Genomic DNA, 25,554 nt, shown 5'->3' with positions numbered 1-25,554 from the left:
GCCGCCTCCAGCCCGTCCGGCGATCATTCCCGGCCCGTCCGGCGCTTGAGGACGGAACCGTCCGGATGGTGAGCCCCGACCCCACGTGTCCGGGGCACAACTCCCAGCTCACCCCGCCCGCCCCGGGCGGCATGGCTTCGCGTGTTCGAGGGAATACCCCTGACAGGTCGACGTCCGGTCACAAACCAGGCGGACGTCGTGTCCAAGTGAGCGGCATGGAGTCCGCTCGCCCGGGAGGCCCTTTGCACACGAAGGACCGTACGAACAACGCGGCCGACGCGGAGGGCCGGTACCCGGCCCGCGCATCGGGGCCCAAGCCCGGTCCGTCCTCTCCCATTGGGATGCTCCGCGACGCCGTCGCACCCCAACCTCGTCCGAGGGGGTACGTCCTTCCGTGGTGACCAGCACAAAGCGCCGCATGTCCGACAGGCGCACCTATGTTCTCGACACCAGCGTCCTGCTGGCCGATCCGAACGCCATGGCCCGGTTCGACGAGCACGAAGTCGTGCTCCCGATCGTCGTGGTCACGGAACTGGAGGCCAAACGGCACCACCCGGAGCTCGGCTACTTCGCCCGGCAGGCCCTGCGCCTGCTGGACGACTTCCGGGTCCGGTACGGCCGGCTCGACGCCCCGATCCCGCTCGGGGATCTGGGCGGGACGCTGCGCGTCGAACTCAACCATTCCGACCCCGGCGTACTGCCAGCCGGCTACCGGTTGGGGGACAACGACTCACGGATCCTCGCGGTCGCGCGCAACCTCCAGGCCGAGGGGTACGACGTCACGGTCGTCTCCAAGGACCTGCCCCTGCGCATCAAGGCGTCCTCGGTCGGCCTCCTCGCGGAGGAGTACCGCGCCGAACTCGCCATCACCGACTCCGGCTGGACGGGTATGTCGGAGCTCTCCCTCGCCGGTGAGCAGGTGGATCTGCTCTACGGGGAGGAGACGCTCTACGTACCCGAAGCCGCCGAACTGCCCGTGCACACCGGACTGGTCCTCCAGTCCGAGCGCGGCAAGGCGCTCGGCCGGGTTACCGCCGAGGGCAATGTGCGCCTGGTGCGCGGCGACCGGGAGGCCTTCGGCATCCACGGACGCAGCGCCGAACAGCGCATCGCCCTCGATCTCCTCCTCGACCAGGAGGTCGGCATCGTGTCGCTGGGCGGCCGGGCCGGCACCGGCAAGTCGGCGCTGGCGCTCTGCGCCGGGCTCGAAGCCGTCCTGGAGCGCAGGCAGCACCAGAAGGTGATGGTCTTCCGCCCGCTGTACGCGGTCGGCGGGCAGGAGCTGGGCTATCTCCCCGGCACCGAGGCCGAGAAGATGAGCCCCTGGGCGCAGGCCGTCTTCGACACGCTCTCGGCGGTCGCCGGGCGCGAGATCATCGAGGAGGTGCTGGGGCGCGGGATGCTGGAGATCCTGCCGCTCACTCACATCCGGGGCCGCTCGCTCCACGACTCCTTCGTGATCGTCGACGAGGCGCAGTCGCTCGAACGGAACGTACTGCTGACCGTGTTGTCCCGGATCGGGGCGAATTCCCGGGTGGTGCTCACGCATGACGTGGCCCAGCGGGACAACCTCAGGGTCGGCCGGTACGACGGAGTCGTCGCCGTGGTCGAGAAACTGAAGGGCCATCCGCTCTTCGCGCATGTCACCCTCAGCCGCTCCGAGCGCTCGCAGATCGCCGCACTGGTGACCGAAATGCTGGAGGAAGGCCAGATCTGATACGGGATACGACAGTTGGTGCCGCCCGGCGAGCGAAGCAGCTTAGCCGGGCGCATCGTGCTGCGGCGCCATTTCCGAAAATCACTTGCTCCAAACGAGGTGTGAGCTTTCACACGCAACAGAGAATTGCTTCCCGGCGTGACGTTCCGGCAGAGTCTTGCTTCCGTCAGGCCCCGCATACGGCACACCCGCACCTCCAGAGGTGCCACGCACCACACAACTCAACAATCGCCGTCCGTATGCCGCCCGCGAGCACCACGCGGCGCTCCCTCCGGGGAGTCGCCCACCGGGTCCGTGCCTCCCGTGACCCAAGCAGTAGGGAGGCCAGCGCCAGGGGCACGATTGCGTCCGCGAGGTCACCTAAGCGGGCGATGCTGGAAGGACACCGTGTGAGCCGGATCTCGGTCCGGGGGTTCGCCGTGGCATCCGCCACCGCCGTAACCACCGTTGGCGCCGTCGTTGGCGTTGCCTCGGGCAGCACCCCTGCTGTCGACGACAACAACTTCGAGGCGACCGCAGCCGACACCACGCTGCTCGCAGACATCCCCGCGGGCCAGCAGGCCCAGGTGCAGACCGCCTCGCTGACCCAGCAGGCCGATGCCCAGGCTTCCGCCGCCGACGCGGCGGCGAAGAAGTCCGTGGAGGAAGCGGCCCGCATCCAGGCCGCCAAGGACGCCAAGTCGAAGAAGGCGGCGGCCGAGGACAAGCTGGAGCAGGAGCGCAAGGAGAAGAAGGAAAAGGATGCGGCCGAGCGCGCCAGCCGCTCCTCGGTCCGCAGCGCTTCCGCGTTCGCCCAGCAGGGCTCGTACACCGTGGCCGAGATCCAGGCGATGGCGCGTCAGATGGTGCCCGCCGACCAGTTCCAGTGCTTCAGCAACATCGTGAACGTCGAGTCGAGCTGGAACTACCGGGCGGTCAACCAGAGTTCCGGTGCCTACGGCCTCGTCCAGGCGCTGCCCGGCTCGAAGATGTCGACCGCCGGCGCCGACTGGCAGACCAACCCGGCCACCCAGATCAAGTGGGGCCTCAGCTACATGAACAGCGGCCGCTACGGAAGCCCGTGCGGTGCCTGGGCCTTCTGGCAGGCCAACCACTGGTACTAGAACCTCCCGAGGTTCCGGTCTCAACCGCGCAGAGCCCCTTGCCGTCCTACGGTGAGGGGCTTCGCGCGTGTACGGTCGGCTCGGCGGGGGAGCGGTGGGGAGAGAAGACGGGGGAAGAGGAACGATCATGTCGAAACTTCCGGGGTGGCTCGGCCGGCTGGGTGCCGAACTGACCGAACTGGGCGATCGGCTGGAGCAGCGCAGGGCCGAGGCCGCGGGGGACGCGTCCGCGCGGACCGAACTGCCGGTGCCCGTCTCCGCCGTTCCCGCTTCCGCCGAGCCCGCCGGAGCCGCGCCGTCCGGAGACGTGCCGTCCGCGGCCGTGCCGCACGAGGAGGCCCGGCGCGATGCCGTGGCCGACCATGTGCCGCCGCCGCCCTCGTACGCCCCTTCCGTCGCCGCCCGGCCCGATCCGGTCGCGGCGATCCCCTGGGGGATGCGGGTCGCGGCCGAGGCGGGCTGGCGGCTGCTCGTCCTGGCGGGCACCCTCTGGGTGCTGATGCGGGTCATCAGCACCGTGCAGCTGGTGGTCCTGGCCTTCGTCGCCGCGCTGCTCGTCACCGCGATGCTGCAGCCGACCGTTGCCCGGCTGAGGCGCTACGGGCTGCCGCGCGGCCTGGCCACCGCCGTCACGGCGATCCTGGGCTTCGTCATCATGGGCCTGGTCGGCTGGTTCGTGGTCTGGCAGGTCATGGACAACCTCGACACCCTCTCCGACAAGGTGCGGGACGGTATCGACGAGTTGAAGCACTGGCTGCTCGACAGCCCCTTCCATGTCACCGAGCAGCAGATCAACGATGTCGCGAAGAACCTCAGCGACACCATCGGCACCAACACCGAGCAGATCACCTCCGCCGGACTCCAGGGCGTCACCGTGATGGCGGAGGTCCTCACCGGGATACTGCTGGCGATGTTCTCGACGCTCTTCCTGCTGTACGACGGGAGGCGCATCTGGCACTGGGTGCTGAAGCTGGTACCGGCTCAGGCGCGGCCGGGTGTCGCGGGCGCCGGGCCGCGCGCCTGGCGGACGCTGACCGCCTATGTGCGGGGCACCGTCATAGTGGCGCTGATCGACGCGATCTTCATCGGGCTCGGGATCTTCTTCCTCGATGTGCCGATGGCGGTGCCGCTGGCCGTCTTCATCTTCCTCTTCGCCTTCATCCCGCTGGTCGGCGCCGTGATCTCCGGGGCGCTGGCGGTGGTCGTCGCGCTGGTCACCGAGGGCGTGTTCACCGCCCTGATGGTGCTGGCGGTGGTGCTCGCCGTGCAGCAGATCGAGGGCCATGTGCTGCAGCCGTTCATCCTGGGACGCGCGGTGCGGGTGCATCCGCTCGCCGTCGTCCTCTCGGTCGCCGCGGGCGGCATGATCGCCGGCATCGGCGGCGCGGTCGTTGCGGTGCCGCTGGTCGCGGTCACCAACACGGTGGTCGGCTATCTACGGGCGTACGGGCAGGAGCAGGCGCTGCGGTACGCACCGTCCCCGCGCGGGGCGACCGCGGTCGATGTCGCTCCGACACCCGCGCCGGGATCGCCGCCCGAGGACATCGACTACGGCGACGGCGGCGGCACGAAGAACGGGCCCGGCAAGTAGGTCCACGGGCGGCAGACGGAAGAGAGAAGGGCCCCGGGGACGGTCGGTCGTCCCTGGGGCCCTTCTCGTACAAGGGGTACTGCTGGTCCTACTCGGCGAGCACGGCCTCGGCATCGAGGGTCACGCCGACCGCCTGGATCACCGAGGCGATCTTGACGGCTTCCTGAATGGTCTCACGGTCCACGCCGGCCTTGCGCAGCACCTGCTCGTGGGAGTCCAGACACTGGCCGCAGCCGTTGATCGCGGAGACGGCGAGCGACCACAGCTCGAAGTCGATCTTCTCCACGCCGGGCTTGCCGATGACGTTCATCCGCAGACCCGCCCGGAGCGTCCCGTACTCGGGGTCCGACAGCAGGTGCCGGGTCCGGTAGAAGACGTTGTTCATCGCCATGATGGCGGCGGCCGACTTCGCGGCGGTGTACGCCTCCGCGGAGAGGTTGGCCTTCGCCTCCGGCTCCAGCTCGCGCAGCACCTTCGGCGAGCGCGAGGCGATCGCGCAGGCGAGGACGGTGCCCCAGAGCTGCTGCTGCGGCAGCTCGCTGTTCCCGATGACCGAACCGAGGTTCAGCTTCAGGTCCTTGGCGAAGTCCGGAACGGCGGCCTTCAGTTCGTCGAGTGCCATGTTGCTGTCAGCTCACTCGCCCGAGAGGAGGGCGACCGGGTCGAGGGTGCTCTCGCCCTTGGTCCAGTTGCACGGGCACAGCTCGTCGGTCTGCAGGGCGTCCAGGACCCGCAGGACCTCCTTGGGGTTACGGCCCACGGAACCGGCGGTCACCATCGTGAACTGGATCTCGTTGTTCTGGTCGACGATGAAGACGGCGCGCTGGGCGAAGCCGTCCTCGCCCTCGATGCCGAGGTCACGCATGAGCTCGTGCTTCGAGTCGGCCAGCATCGGGAAGGGCAGGTCGGTCAGGTCCGGGTGGTCCTTGCGCCAGGCGTGGTGCACGAACTCGGAGTCACCGGAGAAGCCGAGGATCTGGGCGTCACGGTCGGCGAACTCTTCGTTCAGCTTGCCGAAGGCGGCGATCTCGGTGGGGCACACGAAGGTGAAGTCCTTCGGCCACGCGAAGACCACTTTCCAACCCTCATACGTCTTGTGGGTGATGGTCTCGAACTCCTTGCCCTTCTCCAGGGAGACGCAAGCAGTCAGTTCGAACTCGGGGAACTTGTCACCGACGGTCAGCATGATTCTGGGCACTCCTGTGTTGCTTGGGGTTGGACCTGAGCACAATCCCACATGCCCCATTGATCACGGAAATCGGTCACGCCGCACGGATTGATCGAGGCGGGCGATCAGTGTTAAGCGTGGGATACTCAATGCAGCGGCCCGCTCTGAGACCCCTCCCCAGGATGAACAGAGCGGGCCGCATTTTGCGGTCCCGCCGGGGTGGGTCATGGTGGGGCGGATTGCGTTCATTACGGTTTCCGGGGCCCTACTGTCCGGTTGGGCCCCGCTGCAAGATCACCCTTTTGGCCGTGTTTGGGTTTGAGGCACATGCCCACCGCGCCCCGAGGTGTTGTGCGTAAGAGCCGTCTGAAGTCGTTGCCCACTGCTGCCCGGGTCGGGTATGTGGCCCTTTTCTCCGCAGTGCCTATCGCATTCGCTGGCGGCATGATCGACAGACATGCGGGAGACGAGCCGGGAATCACCCGGACCGACCGCCCGCCGGTGAACGACTTCCAGGACGACGGCTAGACGATCTTCCACTTTCCCTCGTATTTAAGGGGGGCTTGAGGGTTGGACGGAGTCCACCTTGGCACAGAGTGCATTGATCACGGAAATAGCTACACTCGGCCGTGATGATCGGAGGTGCCTATCAGTGGTGCAGAGCAATCAGGGCAGTAGGCCCAAACAGCCCAGCCTGTCGCAGCTGCGCGCCTTCGTGGCCGTCGCCGAGTATCTGCACTTCCGGGACGCGGCGGCAGCAATCGGGATGAGTCAGCCGGCGCTCTCCGGAGCGGTGTCGGCGCTGGAGGAGGCGCTGGGTGTCCAGCTCATCGAGCGTACGACGCGCAAGGTGCTGCTGTCGCCGGCCGGGGAGCGGCTCGCGGTGCGGGCCCGCGCGGTGCTGGAGGCCGTCGGCGAGCTGATGGAGGAGGCCGAGGCGGTCCGGGCGCCGTTCACCGGAGTGCTCAGGCTCGGTGTGATCCCGACCGTGGCCCCGTATCTGCTGCCGACCGTGCTGCGGCTGGTCCACGAGCGCTACCCCGAGCTCGACCTCCAGGTGCACGAGGAGCAGACCTCCTCGCTGCTGGAGGGGCTGGCCGCGGGAAGGCTCGATCTGCTGCTGCTCGCCGTGCCGCTCGGGGTGCCTGGGGTGACCGAACTCCCGCTCTTCGACGAGGACTTCGTGCTGGTGATGGAGAAGGACCACTGGCTGGGCGGGCGTGCCGACATTCCGCGCGAGGCGCTGCGTGAGCTGCCGCTGCTGCTGCTCGACGAGGGGCACTGCCTGCGCGATCAGGCCCTGGACATCTGCCGGGAGGCGGGGCGCACGGAAGGGGCGCCGGTCACCACGACCGCGGCCGGGCTCTCCACGCTGGTCCAGCTGGTCGCCGGCGGGCTCGGTGTGACGTTGCTGCCGCGGACCGCGGTGACGGTCGAGACCGGCCGCAACGAAGCGCTGGCCACCGGGTACTTCGCGGAGCCGGCGCCGTCGAGGCGGGTGGCGCTGGGGATGCGGACGGGGGCGGCGCGGCACGAGGAGTTCGAGGAGCTCGCGGCGGCACTGCGGGAGGCGATGGCGGCGCTGCCGGTCCGGGTGGCGACCGGCACGCGGAGCGACTGAAGGGGTGCGGTCCCGAGGGACCGCACCCCTTGCTCCGCCCGCTCCGTCACTCGGTGCGCAGGCCGTCCGGGCGCATCATGCGCCACAGCGGCGGCAGCGACACCAGCGTGACCACCAGGATCAGCGCCGCGCCCGCGCCGGTCATCGGCAGGAACAGCCACCAGTCGGTGACCTCCTTGTCGAGCATGGCGATCAGGGTCGCGCCCAGGCCGAGTCCGCCCGCCACGGCGACGGCCAGCCCGATGACCACGGGCACGGCGGTCTGCCAGAGCACCGACCAGCCGAGCGTGGACCGCCGGGTGCCGAAGGCGACCAGCACCGAGAGCAGGCGCTTGCGTTCGCGCAGCTGCTCCAGCTGGGAGACCAGCATCGCGGCAGCGATCAGCAGCAGCGTCAGGGTCGCGCCGACCTGGAGGCCGCGCTGCACACTGGCGTACTTCTCGTCACGGGCCACCGACTTGAGGGACGCGACCCGCATCGCGGGATCGATCCTGGCCGCGGTGTTCCTCACGTACTCCGCGACATCCTTGACGCTCTCGTCGACCCGGATCTGCGACTGGGTCGTGGCGCCCGGCAGGGTGCTCGGGTCGATCGCGCCGGTGGTGGCCATGATGCCCCAGGAGTCCTCGCCCAGCGGATCGTGGCGGGCCTCGACGGTCGGGGAGTCGGCGGGCAGGGTCCACCGCATCGCCTTGCCGCCGGGAGCGTCGCCGAGCGCGACCTCCTTGCCCTTGCGGGCCGTCTGGTCGACCCAGTCGGACAGTTCCTTGTCCTTCCTGGGGTGGACCACGAAGGTGTCGCCGTCCTCGCAGGAGTCGATCCGGGCCAGTTCGCGCAGGGTCCCGCAGTCGCCGACGATGAGACTGGTGGTGGGCTGGACGTCGTCCTCCTTGAACTTTCCGGGCCGGGTGACGTACGTCTCGACCTTGCCGATGACGGCTTCCACGCCCTTGGTGGCCTTGAACTGCTCGATGGTCCGGGCGGCCGCCTCCGGGCTGACCTTCTCGGAGTACGTGTAGAACTGGGCCCGCGACGGGTCCTGTCCGGTCATCCTGTTGAACTCGTCGCCCACCGCGGCGAACAGCATCTGCAGCGCCACCGCACCCGCGACCGCGACCGTGATGCCGCTGACCGCGCGGGAGGCCGCGCCGCTGCTCAGCTGGAGCCTGCGGGTGGCGAGCTGCCAGGGCACCGGGCCGCCGTTCATCCGGTTCACGCACGCCTCGACCAGCCAGGGCAGCAGCAGCGCGAGCCCGACCAGGACCAGCACGGCTCCGCCCGCGATCGGGTACGGATTGACCGGGGCGTACGGGCCGACCTTGCCGGTCATGCCGAGCACCGCCAGGCCCGCGACCGGCATCAGCAGCCGCCACCAGAACCGGCGCTTGCGGTTGCGGCCGTTGCGTACGACGCCGAGCGGCTCGATCACCACCGCGCGCATGGCGACCAGCGTGACCAGCACCGCCGTCACCGGAACGGCGACGACGACCAGCGCCGTCAGCCGGAGGTCGGGCACCAGGTCGGACGGGAAGACGCTGACGTTCCACATCTCGATGCGACCGACGGAGCGACGCCCCATCAGGAAGAGCACCACACCGGTCAGCAGGCCGAGGAGCGCCCCGAACACGGCCTCGCCGGCCGCGACCCGGCGGGTCATCCGGGTGTCCGTGCCGATCAGGCGCAGCGCGGCGAGCCGACGGTCGCGGCGGTCGCCGCCGAACCGCACCGCCGTCACGATGAAGATCGCGACCGGCACCAGCAGCACCACGCAGATCATGATGATCAGCACGATGAGGACCGGCGGCATCTCCTCGCCCTCGCCGGGATTGCCGTAACCGGTGATCCGGTGACCGCCGTTGGCGGGGGTCAGGGTGTCGCTGCCCGCGTAGTAGACCAGGTCTCCCGGCGAGACCAGGCCGGAGTCGGCGATCGTGCCGGTGATCCGGTACGGCAGCCGTTCCCTGAGGAGGCTGCCCTCGGAGGAGCCCAGCAGCTCCTTCAGCGCGGGGGAGACCACCATCTCGTCCGCGCCGGGGAAGCGTGCGACGCCCGGCGGGACGACCGGGCGCGTGCCGTCCGCGCGCATCAGCCAGCCCTCGACGGTGCGGCCGCGGTACTCGGTCTCCGCGTTGATCCGGAGCACCGAGGTGTCGGACTTCTTGGCCTGCGCGTCGGGCCCGCCGGGGACATCGCTCTCGGCGCGGGCCTGGCTGCGCGCGGAACGCTCCTGGAGCATATGCGGCGCGGAGGCGGCGGTCAGGAGCAGTGCCACACCGAGGCCGACGCCGACGGCGGTCAGTACGGTGCGGACCCAGCCCTCGCGCCCGCCGCCGGCGGCGAACCGGATGCCGAGGCCGAGGTCGCGGAGCCAGGCGGCGATGCCGGTGGGACCGGCGGGCCGGAGCGGGGCCGCGGCCGGTGCCTTCTTGTGGTCGAGCAGGGTCATACGGCGTGCTCCAGGTCGCGGCTCCGGCCGTCGCGCACGGTGACGTCGCGGTCGGAGTACGCGGCGACCCGCGCCTCGTGGGTCACCAGGACCACGGCGACGTTGGTGGACCGGGCTGCCTCGGTGAGCAGTTCCATGACCCGTTCGCCGTTGAGGGAGTCCAGGGCGCCGGTCGGCTCGTCCGCGAAGATCACCTTCGGGGAGGCGGCCAGCGCACGGGCCACGGCGACGCGCTGGCCCTGGCCGCCGGAGACCTCGCCGGGGCGCTTGGCGGTCACGTCGTCGACCTCCAGCCGCTCCATCCAGTGGCGGGCGGTGCGCTCGGCCTCCTTGCGCTTGGCGCCGGCCAGGCGGAGCGGCAGGGCGACGTTCTCCACGCAGGTCAGCTCCGGGACGAGCTGGCCGAACTGGAAGACGAAGCCGAACTCGGTGCGGCGCAGGGCGCTGCGCTCGGCGTCCGACATGGCGGAGAGCTCGCGGCCCGCGTAGGTGATCGTGCCCCGGTCGGGGGTGACGATTCCGGCGAGGCAGTGCAGCAGGGTCGACTTGCCGGAGCCGGAGGGGCCCATCACGGCGACGACCTCGCCGGGGTGGATGGAGAACGACGCGCCGTCGAGCGCGGGCGTCTGGCCGTACGTCTTGTGCAGGCGGTCGGCGCTGAGCAGGGAGCCGGCGGGGATCACGCGCCCACCTCCACGGCGAGGCGGTCGAGCCGGGCGGCGGTCAGTTCCAGCCAGCGCAGATCGGCTTCGAGGTGGAAGAGCGCGTGGTCGCAGATCAGCTGATCGGCGAGGTCGCCCTTGCGCTTGCGGTCGGTGAGGATGCGCATCAGGCGCAGGTGCTCGGTGCGCTGGGTGTCCAGCAGGGCCGCGGCGCTGCGGCCGGTGAGCAGGGCCAGGACGACCTTGGTGTAGAGCGTCGACTGGAGGTACGGCTCGGGCTTCTCCGGCTGTGCGAGCCAGGTGCCGACATCGGTGATCCCGGCCTCGGTGATGGCGTACCGCTTGCGTTCGGGGCCGCCGCCGCTCTCGACGCCGTCGACCTCGACGAGGCCGTTCTTGAGCAGCCGGGACATGGTCGAGTAGACCTGCCCGTAGTGCAGGGGGCGGTCGTGGCCGAACTTCTCGTCGAACGCGCGCTTCAGGTCGTAGCCGTGGCGGGGGCCGGACTCCAGGAGCCCGAGCAGGGTGTGGCCGATAGACATGCCGAGCACTGTACACGGCGTGTATACCTCCGGTGTATACCCGGGTCCCGCCCCCGGATCCCGGCGCTCAGTCGCCGGACGGCCCCGACGCGTCCTTCGGGGGCCGGCCCCGGCGGGGGATCGGACGTGCCGTGCCCGGCAGGCGGCCCGCCTCCGCCAGCGCCCTGCGCAGCAGGAACTCGATCTGCGCGTTCGCGCTGCGCAGTTCGTCGGAGGCCCAGCGGGCCAGCGCGTCGTGCACCGCCGGATCCAGCCGCAGCAGCATCTGCTTGCGCTGCGGCGGGGTCCGGCGTGCCGGGGTCTGTTCGGTCACTGGTAAAGAGTGCCCGTGTTCAGGACCGGCTGCGCCGCGCGGTCACCGCACAGCACCACCATCAGATTGCTGACCATGGACGCCTTGCGCTCCGCGTCGAGTTCGACGATGTCCTGCTCGGCGATCCGGGTGAGCGCCATCTCGACCATGCCGACCGCGCCCTCGACGATCTGCTGCCGGGCCGCGACCACGGCGCCGGCCTGCTGGCGCTGGAGCATCGCGGAGGCGATCTCGGGGGCGTACGCGAGATGGCTGAAGCGCGATTCGATGATCCGTACACCGGCGGCCTGTACCCGGGCGGTGAGCTCCACGGCCAGCTTCTCGGTGATCTCCTCCGCGTTGCCGCGCAGCGAGAGGCCGCCCTCCTCGTGGGCGTCGTACGGGTACTCGATCGCGATGTGCCGGACGGCCGCCTCGGTCTGGGTGGCGACGAACTCCAGGAAGTCGTCGACCTCGAAGAGTGCCTGCGCGGTGTCCTCGACCTTCCAGACGACGATCGCGGCGAGCTCGATCGGGTTGCCGTAGGCGTCGTTGACCTTGAGGACCGCGGTCTCGTGGTTGCGGACCCGGGTGGAGATCTTCCGGCTGCTGGTGAGCGGGTTGATCCAGCGCAGTCCATCGGTGCGGATCGTGCCGACGTACCGGCCGAAGAGCTGGATCACCCGGGCCTCGCCCGGTGCGACCATCTTCACACCAGTCATGCAGAAGAACGAGGCGATGACGAGCAGGACCCCGAAGATGCAGACCGGGATGCCCAGGCCGTTGTTCCCGTTCGAGCCGATGACGCCGCCGATGATCGCGAGGCCGATGCCGGCGATCACCCCGAGCACGGTCAGCAGCAGGCCGAGGCCGCCGGGGATGCTGTGCGCCGTCACCTCCCTCACCTGCGGTTCGGGCATCTGGGGGGCGTCGGGCGTGAGGTCGGCGGCAAGGGTGGCCACATCGTGCGGATTGCCGTGGTCGGGCATGGGATCCCCCGTTTCGAAAGACTGACTCGGTGCTAGCAATGTGATTACACATTACCTGCGTTCGCAACCTTGGGCACCCTTCATGAGTCGGTTCCCTTGGGAACGGGTGCTGATTGTCACGTCCGTAAAAGACCGCAACGCTCGCTTTTTGTCCTTGCCGACGGTGTTAGCTGGTTCGGCTGAGCGGATCGGGTCGAGCAGAGAAACAGGAGCAAAACAGCGATGGGTCGAGCGGATGCGCGACGAGCCCAGCGGCGCGGAGCGCGGCGGGCCGCGAAGAGCGGCGGCATACGCAGACTCTTCACCTGGAAGAAGATGCTGGGCGCCTTCTTCGGGCTCTGTCTGCTGATCATGGGTGCCTTCGTCGCGCTCTACATGTACGTGGACATCCCGAAGGCCAACGCCCTGGCCGAGCGGCAGAGCAACGTCTACCAGTACAGCGACGGGACACCGCTGACCCGGACCGGCCAGGGGGTCAACCGCCAGATCGTGGACCTGGCAGAGGTGCCCAAGGAGGTGCAGCACACCTTCGTCGCCGCCGAGAACAAGTCGTTCTACGACGACAAGGGCGTCGACCTGAAGGGCACCGCGCGCGGCCTGATCAACACCCTCAGCGGCAAGGGCAAGCAGGGTGGCTCGACCATCACCCAGCAGTACGTGAAGAACTACTACCTGACGCAGGACCCGACGATCAGCCGGAAGCTCAAGGAACTGGTGATCTCGCTCAAGGTCGACAGCAAGAAGAGCAAGGAATACATCCTCGCCGGGTACATCAACACCGCGTACTACGGACGCGGGGCGAGCGGAATCCAGGCCGCGGCACAGGCCTACTACGGGGTCGACGCCAAGGATCTCAACGTCTCCCAGGGCGCCTATCTGGCCTCCGTGCTCCAGGCCCCCAGCCAGTACGACTGGCAGACCGCGAGCGAAACCGGCAGGAAGCTGGTCAAGGAGCGCTGGGGCTACACGCTCGACAACATGGTCGAGATGCACTGGCTCGACCAGGCCGAGCGCGACAAGCTCAAGTTCCCGGTCCCGGACAAGGCCAAGCCCGCCAAGGGCCTGGAGGGCCAGACCGGATACCTCGTCGAGGCGGCCAACAAGGAGCTGGAGAAGCAGGGCATCACCGCGGAGATGCGGCAGGCCGGCGGCTGGACCTTCACGCTCAACATCGACAAGAAGCGGCAGAAGGAGCTGGAGCAGTCCGTCGACCGCCAGCTGGAGTCCAAGCTGGACCGCAAGAACAACAAGGTCGACGCGACCGTCCAGGCGGGTGCCACCTCGGTGGACCCGAAGACCGGCGCGGTCGTCGCGATGTACGGCGGCGTGGACTACGTCAAGCACTACTACTCCAACGCCACCCGCCGGGACTACCAGCCCGCCTCCACCTTCAAGCCGCTGGTGCTCGCCTCCGCGCTGGAGAACGGGTCGAAGACCCAGGGCGGCGACCTGATCGGTGTCAACACCCGCTACGACGGCACCAGCAAGCGGCCCGTGGTGGGCAGCGACACCCCGTTCGCCCCGGAGAACGAGGACAACCAGAGCTACGGCAGCGTCACCGTGCAGAAGGCGATGAACGCTTCGGTCAACTCGGTCTTCGCGCAGATGGTCGTCGACGTCGGCCCGCCCGCGGTGAAGAAGACCGCGCTGGCCCTCGGCGTACCGGACGAGAACTTCCCCGAGCGCCCCGCCATCACGCTCGGCACGATGAACGCCTCGACCTGGGACATGGCGGGCGCCTACGCCACGCTCGACAACCACGGCAAGAAGGTCACCCCGTTCATCGTGAAGTCGGCCAAGCACCGCGATCGGACGGTCGAGCCGGTCGAGGGCGTCGGCAGCCAGGTGATCAGCCGCAAGTCCGCCGACACCGTGACCTCCGTCCTCACCGGCGTGGTGGACAGCGGATCTGGCCGCGCCGCCGACACCTCGGCGTACGAGGCGGCGGGCAAGACGGGTACGTCGGAGAACAACAAGTCGGCCTGGTTCGCCGCCTACACTCCGGAGCTCACCACGGTCGTCGCGCTCTTCGGTGAATCGCCCAAGGAGGGCGGCGGCCAGGTCAGCCTGACCGGCACGGCCAACTCCGGCCGGGCCAACGGTGGTGGCTTCCCGGCGCAGATCTGGGCGGACTACACCCTCGGCGCGCTGGGCGGCGGCTCCAGTGCCCAGTTCGACCTGGAGGATGTCGAGCGCGGCGAGGTCACCGTACCGAGCACACCGCCGGCGAGCCCCTCGCAGTCGGCGAGCACCGACACGACTCCGTCCCAGACACCGGACGCGCCCTCGCAGCGCCCGAGCGACAAGCCCAGCCAGTCGCAGAGCCAGTCGCCGGACGTACCGCCAACGAGTCAGTCGCCGGACGTGCCGCCGAGCCAGTCCCCGGGGCTGCCGGGCGGCGGGGTCCCCGGCAAGCCGGGGGACGGCAACGAGAACAACATCGCCGACAACGCTCCACCCGCGCGCTGAGCGCCTGAGCAGGCGGTGTACACACGGGTCAGGGGCGGTGCCGGCCGGCGCCGCCCCTGACCCGTGTCTTCCGCGTACGGCGGTGTCAGCCGCCGTTGACCTTCTTGGCGATCCGGTCGCCGAGGTCCTTGTCCACGTTGCGCCAGTACTGCAGCGCCCGCTCCAGGACCGGGGCGCTCACACCGTCCAGCAGATGGCCGGAAATGTTGCCCACCAACCGCTCGCGCGCCGCGTCGTCCAGGACCTTGCGCACCATAGTGCCCGCCTGGCCCCAGTCGTCGTCCTCGCTGTGCAGCTTGTACGCCTCGTGGACCATCTCGCCCGCCGTCGCCCAGCCCGCCGGATCGCCGTAGCGCGCGGTGTCCGCGGCCGGGCCGCCGTAGGAGTTCGGTGCGTAGACCGCTCCCGTACGGCTCGGCTCGTACCGCATCGGGCCGTCCTTCGCGTACGAGTTCCGGCCGAACCGCGGACGGTTCGGGGGCAGCTGCGCGTAGTTCGGGCCGATCCGGTACCGGTGGGTGTCCGGGTACGAGAAGAGCCGGCCGAGCAGCATTTTGTCGGGCGACGGACCGATGCCGGGCACCAGGTTCGACGGCTCGAAGGACGCCTGCTCGATGTGGACGAAGAAGTCCTCCGGGTTCTCGTTCAGCGTCATCCGGCCGACTTCGATCTCCGGGTAGTCGGCGTGCGGCCACACCTTCGTGAGGTCGAACGGGTTGAAGCGGTAGTCCGGCGCGTCGTCGAACGGCATGACCTGGACGTACAGCGTCCAGCTCGGGTGGTCGCCGCGCTTGATCGCCTCGAACAGGTCGCGGCGGTGGACGTCGCCGTCCACACCGGCCATCCGGTCGGCCTCGTCCTGCGGATAGAAGTCGATGCCCTGGTCGGTCTTGAAGCGGTACTTCACCCAGAACCGCTCGCCGCCCGCGTTCACCCACATATAGGTGTGCGAGCTGTAGCCGTTCATGTGGCGGTACGTCCTCGGGATGCCCCGGTCGCCCATCAGCCACGTCACCATGTGCGCGGACTCGGGGGACAGGGTCCAGAAGTCCCACTGCATGTCGTGGTCGCGCACCGCGCTGTCCGGGCGGCGCTTCTGCGAGCGGATGAAGTCCTGGAACTTCATCGGGTCACGTACGAAGAAGACCGGTGTGTTGTTGCCGACCATGTCGTAGTTGCCGTGCTCGGTGTAGAACTTCAGGGCGAATCCGCGGGGGTCCCGCCAGGTGTCCGGGGAGCCCTGCTCGCCGGCGACCGTGGAGAAGCGGGCGAGCATGGCGGTCTGCTTGCCCGGCTGGAACAGATCGGCCTTGGTGAACTGGCTGACGTCATTGGTCACCTTGAAGGTGCCGTACGCGCCGGATCCCTTGGCGTGGACCACTCGCTCGGGGACCCGTTCACGGTTGAACTGGGCCATCTTCTCGATGAGGTAGTGGTCCTGGAGCAGGATCGGTCCGTCGGCTCCGACAGTGAGCGAGTGTTCATCGCTCTCCACCGGGATTCCGGCGTTGTTCGTGGTGTAGGGGGTGTTCCTGGTCTTTGATTCCTCGGACACGAGCGTCCTCCCGTCGGTGGGGTTTTCGGTCAGGTCGTCTCGTTCACGACTGAAGTCAAACCCGCCGACAGGAGGTCGGCAACATTTCGCTACCGTGCGTACAGGGCTCTGCCCCGTGCCCGTTCCGGACTCTCCGCCCGGCCCTCCACCGGCCCTGCTACTGGCCCCGGGTCGGCATCTCGAACCAGACCACCTTGCCGGTCGAAAGGCGCGTCGCCCCCCACCGCCTGGCCAGTCGGTTCACCAGGAACAGGCCGCGACCGCCCTCGTCCATGTCACGCGCCCGGCGCTGCCGGGGCAGCTGCGGGGAGTCGTCGCCGACCTCGCAGCGCAGGATGTCGGTGCGCAGCAGCCGCAGCGTCACCGGCCGCTCCGCATAGCGCACCGCATTGGTCACCACCTCGCTGATCAGCAGCTCCACCGAGTCGGAGAGATCGTCGAGCCCCCAGCGGCTGAGCGCGCGCCGGGCCAGCCTGCGGGCCCGGCCCGGAGCGGTCTCCTCCGGTTCAAGGTGCCAGTACGCGACATCGCTCGGCGCGATCCCGTCGAACCGGGCGGCGAGCAGCGCGATGTCGTCGTCCCGGTCACCCGGACCGAGCATGTCCAGGACGTCGTCGCAGAGCGCCTCCAGCGGCGGCGAATGATCCGGGCCGGTCAGCCGGGCGGTGGCGGCGAGCCGTTCGCGCAGCTGCTCGATGCCGGTCCAGACGTCCCGGAGCCGGGACTCCACCAGGCCGTCGGTGTACAGCAGCAGCGTGGCGCCCGCGGGCGCGTCCAGCTCGACGGCCTCGAAGTCCACCCCGCCGACACCGATCGGGGCGCCGGACGGTACCCGCAGCACCTCCGCACGGCCGCCGAGATGGAGCAGGACGGGCGGCGGATGCCCGGCGTTGGCGATGGTGATCCGGTGCGCGACCGGGTCGTACACCGCGTACAGGCAGGTCGCCATGCGGTCGCTGCCGAGCCGCTGCGCCTGCTCGTCGAGGTGGTGCAGCACCTCCTGCGGTGGCAGGTCCAGCCCGGCGAGGGTCTGCGCGGTGGTGCGCAGCTGGCCCATGATCGCCGCGGACGTCATGGAGTGGCCCATGACATCGCCGACGACCAGGGCGACCCGGCTCCCGGGCAGCGGAATCGCGTCGTACCAGTCGCCGCCGACCCGGGCCGTCTCGGCGGCCGGCAGATAGCGGGAGGCGAGCCGGACGCCGGTCGGCTGCGGCAGCGAGTCGGGCAGCATGGTGCGCTGGAGCTCGTCGGCGATGTACGCCTCGCGTCCGTACAGCACGGCCTTGTCGATGCCGAGCGCGGTGTGCGTCGCCAGCTGGGCCGCGACCAGCAGGTCGTTGGACTCGAAGGACGGCCGTTCCGTGCCGCGCAGGAAGACCGCGGCGCCGATGACCCGCCGCCGTCCGCGCAGCGGGGCGAGGATCGCACGGTGTCCGGTGGGCACGGTCCGGCCGGCGCCGAGCAGCTCGGGCAGCGCGGCGCGGGCCGCCGCGGAGTCCCCGAAGACCGGCCGCACCCCGCGCAGCACCTCGGCCAGCGCGCCACCCGAACGGACCTCGCACAGTTCGGCCGCGGGCGTCAGATCGCCGTGCGGATCGATGACGGGCAGCCGCAGGCGCTCGGTCTCCGGCGAGCCCTCCGTCTCCTCCTCGGCCAGCCGCAGCCGGTCGGACCGGCGCAGCCGCAGCACGAAGGGGGAGACCGGCCGCTCGTCGCCGACCGGGAGCGGGTCGCGGAGGTAGACCAGTATGGCGTCGGAGAACGTCGGCACGCTGGCCCGGCACAGGCCCAGCACGATCTCGTCCAGGTCTATGCCGCGGGCGATCCGCCGGGTGGCGGCCCCGACGAAACGCAGCCGGTCGCCCTCGCGACGGGCCGCGGCCTGGGGGTCGAGTCCTGCGGGGCCGGTGCTCGCCGCGGGAGCCGGGCCGGGTCCCGACCCCGGCGCGGCGGCCGGGTTGGGGATCGCGGCGGCGGCAGGGGAAGCCGCCGGCGCGGCGTCCTGCTGCCGCGGCCGGGTGCGTTCCTGCGACCGGGCGGCGAGAGGCTGCCGGCCTTCGTGGGAGGTGGGATGCTCCGTCACGCGTGGGGTTCCGTCCGTCCGGGCCGGTTGTATGAGGCAGTCACCTCGTGGGGCGTTACTGTGCCCCGGCAAGAGCGGCGATAACAACGGCTGTCACCGGATGCCCCGGAACGAGGGGCTGAAACCGGATGTCTGCGGGCTGGTTCGGTGACAACGTTTCCGGCGACGGGGCGGGCAACAGCGAGCACGTCTCCACCCCCTCGTAGTGGTTCATACGATTCATACGACTGATGTGGCTCATACAGCTCATGCAGTGCGTGGTGCTCGTGCGTTGACTTGTGGTCAGGTCCGGTGCCGCGCCTCCCGGTTGGGGCGGAGCGGCGCTCCGGAGGACGATCCTACGTTTGTCCCCCTGGGGTGCATCAAGGGTCTCACGACGGCATATGCGAGGGGGTGCGGTCCCAGTCATCAGGAAGCGCGGGAACCCGCCATTGTGGATCGGGCCGCCAGTCCTCCCAGCCGTCCCGGAACGGAGCGCCCCAGTCCTGGATCAGTTCGACGGCCGCACGGCCCGCCTCCCGCACCCGCTGCGCGGTCCGCGGGGCCATCAGGCCGGCCCGCTGCGCCATGGCGAATTCGTCCTCGTCGCGCCAGACCCAGCTGCGGTCCGGGTAGACGGAGATGTCGAGAAAGTGATCCTCGGAATCGACGCCGCCCTGCCAGCGGGTGTGCGGTTCCTCCAGATTCACGTACCAGCTGCGGAACTGCCAGACGGGCTCCCAGAAGAGCCAGACCGACCAGGGGTCGCCGGGCCGGGCGAGTTTCAGCACGCCGTTCCCCAGCCAGGTGGAGCGGGCGGTGGTGCGCGGGGCGGTGTAGCGGGTGGCGAGCGGCTCGGCGTGCACGTCCTCGCCGTTCGCCAGCACCGGCTTCACGCACTCGGTGCCCGGCGCCACCCACACCGCGAGCAGCTCGTCGGTGTCCTGGACGACGGTGACGGGGCGGCAGATGTGGAACGGGTCCGGGGCGCGCTCCGGCGCCCCGGACCCGTTCGGCGCGCCGTTGCGGCGGTAGCGCCACAGGATCTGATCACCCGGCGCCCAGTGCTCGATGTCTTCCTTGCCTGCCATGGACGGATCTTAGAGCCTGTCGGGTGACCTCGGATCGGATGGCGGACGCGGTCTGGTGCGTGCGATTCCAAGGCGGAGGAGGGAGTCGACGCGGGAAGCGTGCGTGCCAGGGCGTGGCCGCCCGGTCGGAGGTCACCCGACAGGCTCTTGGAGGGGGCCGGGGCGCCGTGGCTGCGGCGCAGGTCACGGGTGAGTCATGCGCAGCACGTCGAGGGCCTCGTCGAGCTGTTCCACGGTGAGGTCGCCGCGCTCGACGTACCCCGAGTCCAGCACCACCTCGCGAATGGTCCGGCGCTGCGCGAGGGACTTCTTGGCGACCTTCGCCGCCTCCTCGTAGCCGATGTACTTGTTCAGCGGGGTGACGACGGACGGCGAGGACTCGGCGTACTCCCTGGCCCGTTCCACGTTCGCCGTGATCCCGTCGACCGTGCGGTCCGCGAGCAGCCGGGAGACGTTGGCCAGCAGCCGCACCGACTCCAGCAGGTTCTTGGCGATGACCGGAAGCATCACGTTCAGCTCGAAGTTGCCCGCCGCGCCCGCCACGGCGACCGTCGTGTCGTTCCCCGTCACCTGGGCGGCGACCATCAGCACGGCCTCGGGAACGACCGGGTTCACCTTCCCCGGCATGATCGACGAGCCCGGCTGGAGGTCGGGGAGGCTGATCTCCGCCAGCCCGGTGCGCGGCCCGGACGCCATCCAGCGCAGATCGTTGGAGATCTTGGTGAGCGAGACGGCGATGGTACGGAGCTGGCCCGAGGTCTCCACCAGCCCGTCCCGCGCGCCCTGCGCCTCGAAGTGGTCCCGGGCCTCGGTCAGCGGCAGCCCGGTGGTGCGGGCGACCTCGGCGATGACGGCGGCGGAGAAGCCGGGCGGCGTGTTGATGCCGGTGCCGACGGCCGTGCCGCCCAGGGGCAGTTCGGCGAGGCGGGGGAGGGAGGCGCGCAGCCGCTCGACGCCGTACCTGATCTGTGCCGCGTAGCCGCCGAACTCCTGGCCGAGGGTGACGGGCGTGGCGTCCATCAGATGCGTACGCCCCGACTTCACGACCGTCGCGAACTCGGCGGACTTGCGCTCCAGGGCGGCCGCCAGATGGTCCAGCGCCGGGATCAGGTCGCCGGTGACGGCCGCCGTCGCGGCGATGTGGATGGAGGACGGGAAGACGTCGTTGGACGACTGCGAGGCGTTGACGTGGTCGTTCGGATGGACCTCGCGGCCCAGGCGCTCGGTGGCGAGCGTGGCCACCACCTCGTTGGTGTTCATGTTGGACGAGGTGCCCGAGCCGGTCTGGAAGACGTCGACCGGGAAGTGGTCGTCCCAGCGCCCCTCGGCGACCTCGGCGGCGGCCTCCTGGATGGCCGCGGCGACCTCCGGGTCGAGCACCTTCAGCTCGGCGTTCACCTTGGCGGCGGCGGCCTTGATCCTGGCCAGGGCCTCGATGTGGGCCCGTTCCAGGCGCTGCCCGGAGACCGGGAAGTTCTCCACCGCGCGCTGCGTCTGGGCCCGCCACTTGGCGTCCGCGGGCACCCGCACCTCGCCCATCGAATCGTGCTCGACGCGGAAATCCGCGCCGCCCGCCGGGGTCTGCGCACCGGCCTGTGACTCGTCCATCTCGTTCAACCTCCTGAAAAAGTTGAGCACTTGTCTTGTTCTGTCTATTCCCAAGTCGCCTACCGACCAGTAAATACCGTGGGTAACCACAACCCGGGGAGGCGCAATGAGGCGCACCAGGCACAGACTTCGCTGTACGGTCGCGGCCGCCGCGGCCATGGCGGCGGCACTCGGCGGCATGGCGGCCGCCGCCGGACCGGCCGGCGCGGCGGACCGGTCCGGTCCCAGCACTACCGCATCCACCCCCCTGTCGCCCGAACTGGAGGCCATCCGCGCCGCCGAGGCCACCCGGCTGTACGGCGACCCGGCCGAGCGCCCGCTCGCCGAGCGCAAGACCGGGCTGATCTCGCTCGGCGACAGTGAGATCTCCGGCGAGGGCGTCGGCACGTACGAGGCCGGCACCAACGGCCCCGACAACTGGTGCCACCGCTCGCCCGACTCGGCCGTCCACCGTACCGGCATCCCGGCGGACGTCACGTACAACGTCTCCTGCTCCGGCGCGTACACCGGCAACATCGTGATCGGCGGCTCGAAGCAGTACGCCGACGAGCTCGTGCAGAGCGACAACCTCGCCATCAAGGCCCGCAACACCCGCATCAAGATGATCGTGCTCGTCGCGGGTGCCAACGACGACCTCCAGTTCGGCCCGGTCATGACGGACTGCGTCACGCGCTGGGTGCTCTCCCAGGGCACCTGTGAGCCCAAGTACGACGGCGGCTGGCAGGCGCGCGTCGACGGACTCGTCCCCAAGGTCGAGAAGACGGTGCGCGACCTGAAGACCGTCATGTCCGGGGCCGGCTACGGCGACAGCGACTACAAGCTCGTGGTCATGGGCTACCCGAGCCCCATCGGCCCGGACTTCTACGACAACCCGGACTTCCCCGGGAAGCTTCCCGGCGGCTGTGCCGGATACGACTCCGACGCCGCCTGGGGCCGCAACACCGCCGTGCCCGCCTTCGAGCGCGGCATGCGCGAGGCCGCCGCCGACACCGGAGCCGTCTACCTCGACAACTCCCGGCTCTTCCACGGCCACGAGGTCTGCAGCGAGTCCACCTGGGCCCGCGGTCTCTACATCGACCTCGGGCACTTCCCGCCGGACTCCAACTCCCTGCGGCAGTCCTTCCACCCGAACGAGAGAGGCCACGGCGCCTTCGCGTCCTGCCTGACCCAGATCTACAACTCGAACCTGCGCGAGGCGAGCTGCGCCGACCCGGCGAGCACCGGAAAGCCGGTCCTGCAGGCCGGGGCGTGGGACGACCTCTTCAAGCCCCTGAAGAACGAGGCCACGGGCACCTGCGTGGACGCCCCCGGCTCGGTGACCCGCAATGACACGAAGATCGGCGGCTGGGACTGCCACGGCGGCCGCAACCAGGGCTGGTGGTACGACTCCGGCACCAAGACCCTCCGTACGGCACTGAGCCACGACCGGTGCCTGGACGTGCCGGGCGCCGACTACAAGGCGGGCGCCACGCTCATCCTGTACAACTGCTCGGGCGCGGCCAACCAGCAGTTCGTGAGCCAGTCGGGCACCCTGCGCCCGGCGGCCTCGACCGGGCTGTGCCTGACGCTGGCCGGGGCGAAGGAGCCGCTGAAGCTCCAGAGCTGCGACGGCGGCGCGCAGCAGCGGTTCGCGTAGCGGGGCCGTTCCACCAGCGCGTGGAGGGGTGGGGCGGCCGAGGCCGTCGCACCCCTCCGGGCCGGTCGGCGCAGGTCAGCCGGACGTCACGAACGCGCCCAGCACGGCGGCCAGATGGCCGGGGTCGTTTGCCCCGCACAGCTCGCGGGCCGAGTGCATGGACAGCCCCGGCACCCCCACGTCGACCGTCGGCACACCCAGCCGGGCCCCGGTGATCGGGCCGATCGACGTACCGCACGGCATCGCGTTGTTGGAGACGAAGGGCTGCCACGGCACGCCCGCCCGCTCGCACGCCGACGCGAACACCGCCATGCCGGTGCTGTCGGTGGCGTACCGCTGGTTGACGTTGACCTTGAGCGCGGGGCCGCCGTTCGGCAGCGGACGGTGATCCGGGTCGTGCCGCTCCGCGTAGTTGGGGTGCACCGCGTGGGCCATGTCGGCGGAGACGCAGAAGGCACCGGACAGGGCCCGGGACCAGTCCTCCGGACTGCCGCCGCGCGCGGTGACCGAGCGGCTCAGGACCCGCTCCAGCAGCGGTCCCTGCGCACCCGTCTCCGAACCGCTGCCGACCTCCTCGTGGTCGAAGGCGGCCAGGACCGGGATGTACGCGGGCCCGTCGGCCGCGGTCGCCGCACCCGTCAGGGCCGTGACGCCCGCGTGCACGGACACCAGGTTGTCCAGCCGCGCCGACACCACGAACTCCCGGTCCGCGCCCAGGTATCCGGGCGGTTGGATGTCGTGCAGCATCAGGTCCCAGCCGAGCACCTCGTCCGGGTCCGCCTCGGCGGCCGCCGCGACCCGGCGCAGCAGCGCGCCCTCCTCGTGGGCGCCGAGCGCCCACACCGGGGCGAGGTGGCGCTGCCGGTCGAGCGCGAGCCCTTCGTTGACCGTACGGTCCAGATGGATGGCCAACTGGGGCACCCGCAAAAGGGGTTCGTCGATCTGGACGAGCCGGGAGCCGGTTCCGCCGCCCGGGGTACGCAGCGCGAGCCGCCCGGAGATGCCGAGATCGCGGTCGAGCCAGGTGTTCAGCGGAACGCCGCCGTAGATTTCCACACCGATCTGCCGCCAGCCCGCGGAGGCGGTGTCGGGAGCGGGCTTGACCCGCAGGTTCGGCGAATCGGTGTGGGCGCCGACGATCCGGAAGGGGGTGTGCGCCGGGGCGTCCTCGGGGACGTACCAGGCGATCAGCGCACCACCACGGGTGACGAAGCTGCCGCCGGTCGTGCCCGTCCAGTCGTCCGTGCCCCGCAGTTCACGGAAGCCGGCCTTCTCCAGGCGCTGGGCGGCACTGGCCACCGCGTGGTACGGGGAAGGGCTGGTGCTGATGAAGGACAGCAGGTCGTCGCTGTGGCTGCGGTGGGGAAGCGGCGTCATTCGGCGTCCGCCTTTCCGGTGTTCGACGGTGAGGGTGGAGGAACCCGCACCGGGCCGCTGGGTGCGGTGCGGTGCGGGCGGTGTTCGAGGCGGGGGGAGTGCCTCGGGAACGTCCGACAACCCACCAAAGCGGCCCGGTAGGGCGCAAGCCCGTCGCGCGGCCCGCTGCGGGAAAGCGGCGGTGCCGGACCGGCCGCGCCGATGACGGGCCAGGGTCTCTCGTTTGGATCACGCCGGGCTCGCGTGCCCCGGTGCCGCGAGTGTGCGGGACGGCGCGCCGGGCGCCCGGCCCCTCGCCGACCGCCGCAAGATTGGCTGAATAACGTCGTAGGGGAATCGTCACCGCACCGGCTCACCGCGATCGGCGCCGGAGCGGGCGGCGGGGGCGCCGGTCCGCCCGCGCGTCCGGGTCACCCTGATGAGGAACACCACGGCGACCACGACGGCCACCCCGTGCGACCAGCCGACCACGGTCAGCGGGCTGTACCTGTCGAGTGCCGCGGCGACCAGGATCATGCCGACGCCGAACCCGAGGTTCTCGACGGTCGCGGAGAGCCCGAAGGCATGACCGCGCAGATCGGCGGGGAGCGTCTGCAGATGGGAGGTGTACGAGACCTCCGTGAGCCCGTCCGCCGCCCCGGCCACCAATGCGATCACGGCGGTCGCCGCCCGGGGGAACCCGGCGAACGCCAGGATGAAGGCCCCGGACATCAGACAGGTGCCGTAACCGAAGCCCGGCGCGCCCACCGTCCGCCCGGTGCGTCTGACGTACCGCTGGATCACCTGCTGCGCGGCGACGTTCCCGAGCGCCCACAGGCACCAGAACGCGCTGACGAACACGGCGGGGTGCGCGGCGTCGAGTGCGGCGGAGTGGACCGGCAGCGCGGCGTTGTGTGACGACGAACCGAAGGCGTCCACACTGCGCAGGACCACCATCAGACCGAGACCGGGCGCCGCGGCCGACGCGAGGAACGCGCCCGGCCGCCGCCACCGGCCCGTCCGCCCCTTCTTTTCCGTACCCCGGCCGGAATCCCCCTCCGAATCCGGCCGGGCGTCCTTTCCTCTGCCCCCGCCCGGGATCGGCAGCAGCGCCACCGTCACGGCACAGATCACGAAGGTGGCCATGTCCACCACGAACGCGGCGGTGTAGCCGACGAGCGAGACCACCACGCCCGCGGAGGCGAAACCTGCCACCATCGCCAGCGAACGCCCCGTTATGGAAAGGGAGTTCGCCCAGGACCGCCGGTCGTCGCCGACCATCTCGGGAATGGAACTCCGCAGCGCCACCATGAAAAGCGTTCCGCAGGCGCCGACCACCACGGAAACGGCCATCAACGCGGCCGTCCGCATCCCCTCGGGCGCGAAGACCAGCAGCAGCAGCATCACCGCCGCCTGCGCCACATTCGTCCACAGCATCAGGCTCTTGGCGGCGAACCGTGCGAGGAGGCCCCCGGCGATCAGCCCGGCGACAAAGCCGGACCCCAGACGCACGGCCATGAACAGGCCCATCGCGAGCGCCCTGCCCGTCGTCTCGTAGACGAACAGATTGAGCGCCACCATATTCAGGAAGGTGCCGTACGAGGACAGGGCATATCCCGCGACGAGGAATCGATAGCGGCGCT

The 25,554-nt window shown here is 70.1% G+C and carries 19 protein-coding genes; 6 read left to right on the top strand and 13 right to left on the bottom strand.

What is annotated here, in order from left to right; all coding sequences use genetic code 11:
• Positions 1-394: 394 nt before the first annotated feature.
• From OG520_RS14430 to OG520_RS14420, 3 genes are all read left to right on the top strand, one after another.
• Positions 395-1,717 carry a PhoH family protein gene (locus OG520_RS14430; RefSeq protein ID WP_406013429.1) on the top strand — a complete coding sequence of 441 codons (1,323 nt, stop codon included), beginning with the start codon at positions 395-397 and terminating at the stop codon, positions 1,715-1,717.
• A gap of 389 nt (positions 1,718-2,106) precedes the next feature.
• Entirely contained in the window at positions 2,107-2,820 is a 714-nt protein-coding gene (locus OG520_RS14425) for a transglycosylase SLT domain-containing protein (protein ID WP_266414894.1), read from the top strand.
• Between the two features lie 127 nt (positions 2,821-2,947).
• On the top strand, positions 2,948-4,411 hold the full coding sequence (locus OG520_RS14420) for an AI-2E family transporter (RefSeq protein ID WP_406013428.1): 1,464 nt from the start codon (positions 2,948-2,950) through the stop codon (positions 4,409-4,411).
• Between the two features lie 88 nt (positions 4,412-4,499).
• Here the strand turns inward: OG520_RS14420 and OG520_RS14415 are convergent, their stop codons facing one another.
• Both OG520_RS14415 and OG520_RS14410 read right to left on the bottom strand, forming a co-directional pair.
• Positions 4,500-5,033, bottom strand: a complete 534-nt coding sequence (locus OG520_RS14415; protein WP_072483998.1) for an alkyl hydroperoxide reductase — start codon at positions 5,031-5,033, stop codon at positions 4,500-4,502.
• 12 nt (positions 5,034-5,045) lie between these two features.
• Complete coding sequence (locus OG520_RS14410; RefSeq protein ID WP_266414890.1) at positions 5,046-5,597, bottom strand: peroxiredoxin; 552 nt, start codon at positions 5,595-5,597, stop codon at positions 5,046-5,048.
• A gap of 634 nt (positions 5,598-6,231) precedes the next feature.
• Between OG520_RS14410 and OG520_RS14405 the strand changes: the two genes are divergently transcribed.
• Positions 6,232-7,200, top strand: a complete 969-nt coding sequence (locus OG520_RS14405) for a hydrogen peroxide-inducible genes activator (RefSeq protein WP_399327651.1) — start codon at positions 6,232-6,234, stop codon at positions 7,198-7,200.
• Between the two features lie 46 nt (positions 7,201-7,246).
• Here the strand turns inward: OG520_RS14405 and OG520_RS14400 are convergent, their stop codons facing one another.
• The 5 genes from OG520_RS14400 to OG520_RS14380 form a co-directional block, all read right to left on the bottom strand.
• Positions 7,247-9,646, bottom strand: a complete 2,400-nt coding sequence (locus tag OG520_RS14400) for an ABC transporter permease (protein WP_406013427.1) — start codon at positions 9,644-9,646, stop codon at positions 7,247-7,249.
• Positions 9,643-10,329 (bottom strand): ABC transporter ATP-binding protein, encoded by a 687-nt coding sequence (locus OG520_RS14395; RefSeq protein WP_399327655.1) that lies wholly within the window; start codon positions 10,327-10,329, stop codon positions 9,643-9,645. Before OG520_RS14395 ends, OG520_RS14400 begins: the two co-directional genes overlap by 4 nt.
• The gene (locus OG520_RS14390) at positions 10,326-10,850 is read right to left on the bottom strand and encodes a PadR family transcriptional regulator (protein WP_266414866.1); all 525 of its coding nucleotides are present in this window, start codon (positions 10,848-10,850) and stop codon (positions 10,326-10,328) included. Before OG520_RS14390 ends, OG520_RS14395 begins: the two co-directional genes overlap by 4 nt.
• 67 nt (positions 10,851-10,917) lie before the next feature.
• Positions 10,918-11,163, bottom strand: a complete 246-nt coding sequence (locus OG520_RS14385) for a hypothetical protein (protein ID WP_072483993.1) — start codon at positions 11,161-11,163, stop codon at positions 10,918-10,920.
• Positions 11,160-12,131 (bottom strand): SPFH domain-containing protein, encoded by a 972-nt coding sequence (locus tag OG520_RS14380; protein WP_399327657.1) that lies wholly within the window; start codon positions 12,129-12,131, stop codon positions 11,160-11,162. The genes OG520_RS14385 and OG520_RS14380 overlap by 4 nt, the downstream gene beginning before the upstream one ends.
• A 222-nt stretch (positions 12,132-12,353) precedes the next feature.
• On the opposite strand from OG520_RS14380, the gene OG520_RS14375 reads away from it, so the two are divergent.
• The gene (locus tag OG520_RS14375; RefSeq protein WP_406013426.1) at positions 12,354-14,600 is read left to right on the top strand and encodes a transglycosylase domain-containing protein; all 2,247 of its coding nucleotides are present in this window, start codon (positions 12,354-12,356) and stop codon (positions 14,598-14,600) included.
• Positions 14,601-14,685: 85 nt separating this feature from the next.
• Here OG520_RS14375 and OG520_RS14370 read toward each other — a convergent pair whose 3' ends face one another.
• The 4 genes from OG520_RS14370 to OG520_RS14355 form a co-directional block, all read right to left on the bottom strand.
• Complete coding sequence (locus OG520_RS14370; protein ID WP_406013425.1) at positions 14,686-16,155, bottom strand: catalase; 1,470 nt, start codon at positions 16,153-16,155, stop codon at positions 14,686-14,688.
• 157 nt (positions 16,156-16,312) lie between these two features.
• On the bottom strand, positions 16,313-18,241 hold the full coding sequence (locus OG520_RS14365) for a SpoIIE family protein phosphatase (RefSeq protein WP_406013424.1): 1,929 nt from the start codon (positions 18,239-18,241) through the stop codon (positions 16,313-16,315).
• 371 nt (positions 18,242-18,612) lie between these two features.
• Positions 18,613-19,311 (bottom strand): DUF402 domain-containing protein, encoded by a 699-nt coding sequence (locus OG520_RS14360; RefSeq protein WP_399327665.1) that lies wholly within the window; start codon positions 19,309-19,311, stop codon positions 18,613-18,615.
• A gap of 183 nt (positions 19,312-19,494) precedes the next feature.
• Positions 19,495-20,919 carry a class II fumarate hydratase gene (locus OG520_RS14355; protein WP_406013423.1) on the bottom strand — a complete coding sequence of 475 codons (1,425 nt, stop codon included), beginning with the start codon at positions 20,917-20,919 and terminating at the stop codon, positions 19,495-19,497.
• Between the two features lie 106 nt (positions 20,920-21,025).
• Between OG520_RS14355 and OG520_RS14350 the strand changes: the two genes are divergently transcribed.
• Positions 21,026-22,555, top strand: coding sequence for a ricin-type beta-trefoil lectin domain protein (locus OG520_RS14350; protein ID WP_406013422.1), 1,530 nt, complete (start codon positions 21,026-21,028; stop codon positions 22,553-22,555).
• 75 nt (positions 22,556-22,630) lie between these two features.
• On the opposite strand, the gene OG520_RS14345 is transcribed toward OG520_RS14350, so the two are convergent.
• Both OG520_RS14345 and OG520_RS14340 read right to left on the bottom strand, forming a co-directional pair.
• Positions 22,631-23,932 carry a M18 family aminopeptidase gene (locus tag OG520_RS14345; protein WP_406013421.1) on the bottom strand — a complete coding sequence of 434 codons (1,302 nt, stop codon included), beginning with the start codon at positions 23,930-23,932 and terminating at the stop codon, positions 22,631-22,633.
• Between the two features lie 339 nt (positions 23,933-24,271).
• On the bottom strand, positions 24,272-25,492 hold the full coding sequence (locus tag OG520_RS14340; RefSeq protein WP_406016483.1) for an MFS transporter: 1,221 nt from the start codon (positions 25,490-25,492) through the stop codon (positions 24,272-24,274).
• Positions 25,493-25,554: the final 62 nt, after the last annotated feature.

The organism is Streptomyces sp. NBC_00984, assembly GCF_045162475.1.
Lineage (GTDB): Bacteria > Actinomycetota > Actinomycetes > Streptomycetales > Streptomycetaceae > Streptomyces.
This window is presented reverse-complemented; position numbering and strand designations above follow the sequence as displayed.

Excerpts from the sequence above, each read along its gene's own strand:
- OG520_RS14420 (WP_406013428.1), top strand. The coding sequence starts at position 2,948 with ATGTCGAAACTTCCGGGGTGGCTCGGCCGGCTGGGTGCCGAACTGACC.
- OG520_RS14415 (WP_072483998.1), bottom strand. The coding sequence starts at position 5,033 with ATGGCACTCGACGAACTGAAGGCCGCCGTTCCGGACTTCGCCAAGGAC.
- OG520_RS14410 (WP_266414890.1), bottom strand. The coding sequence starts at position 5,597 with ATGCTGACCGTCGGTGACAAGTTCCCCGAGTTCGAACTGACTGCTTGC.
- OG520_RS14400 (WP_406013427.1), bottom strand. The coding sequence starts at position 9,646 with ATGACCCTGCTCGACCACAAGAAGGCACCGGCCGCGGCCCCGCTCCGG.
- OG520_RS14390 (WP_266414866.1), bottom strand. The coding sequence starts at position 10,850 with ATGTCTATCGGCCACACCCTGCTCGGGCTCCTGGAGTCCGGCCCCCGC.
- OG520_RS14380 (WP_399327657.1), bottom strand. The coding sequence starts at position 12,131 with ATGCCCGACCACGGCAATCCGCACGATGTGGCCACCCTTGCCGCCGAC.
- OG520_RS14375 (WP_406013426.1), top strand. The coding sequence starts at position 12,354 with ATGGGTCGAGCGGATGCGCGACGAGCCCAGCGGCGCGGAGCGCGGCGG.
- OG520_RS14360 (WP_399327665.1), bottom strand. The coding sequence starts at position 19,311 with ATGGCAGGCAAGGAAGACATCGAGCACTGGGCGCCGGGTGATCAGATC.
- OG520_RS14355 (WP_406013423.1), bottom strand. The coding sequence starts at position 20,919 with ATGGACGAGTCACAGGCCGGTGCGCAGACCCCGGCGGGCGGCGCGGAT.
- OG520_RS14350 (WP_406013422.1), top strand. The coding sequence starts at position 21,026 with ATGAGGCGCACCAGGCACAGACTTCGCTGTACGGTCGCGGCCGCCGCG.
- OG520_RS14345 (WP_406013421.1), bottom strand. The coding sequence starts at position 23,932 with ATGACGCCGCTTCCCCACCGCAGCCACAGCGACGACCTGCTGTCCTTC.
- OG520_RS14340 (WP_406016483.1), bottom strand. The coding sequence starts at position 25,492 with ATGGTGGCGCTCAATCTGTTCGTCTACGAGACGACGGGCAGGGCGCTC.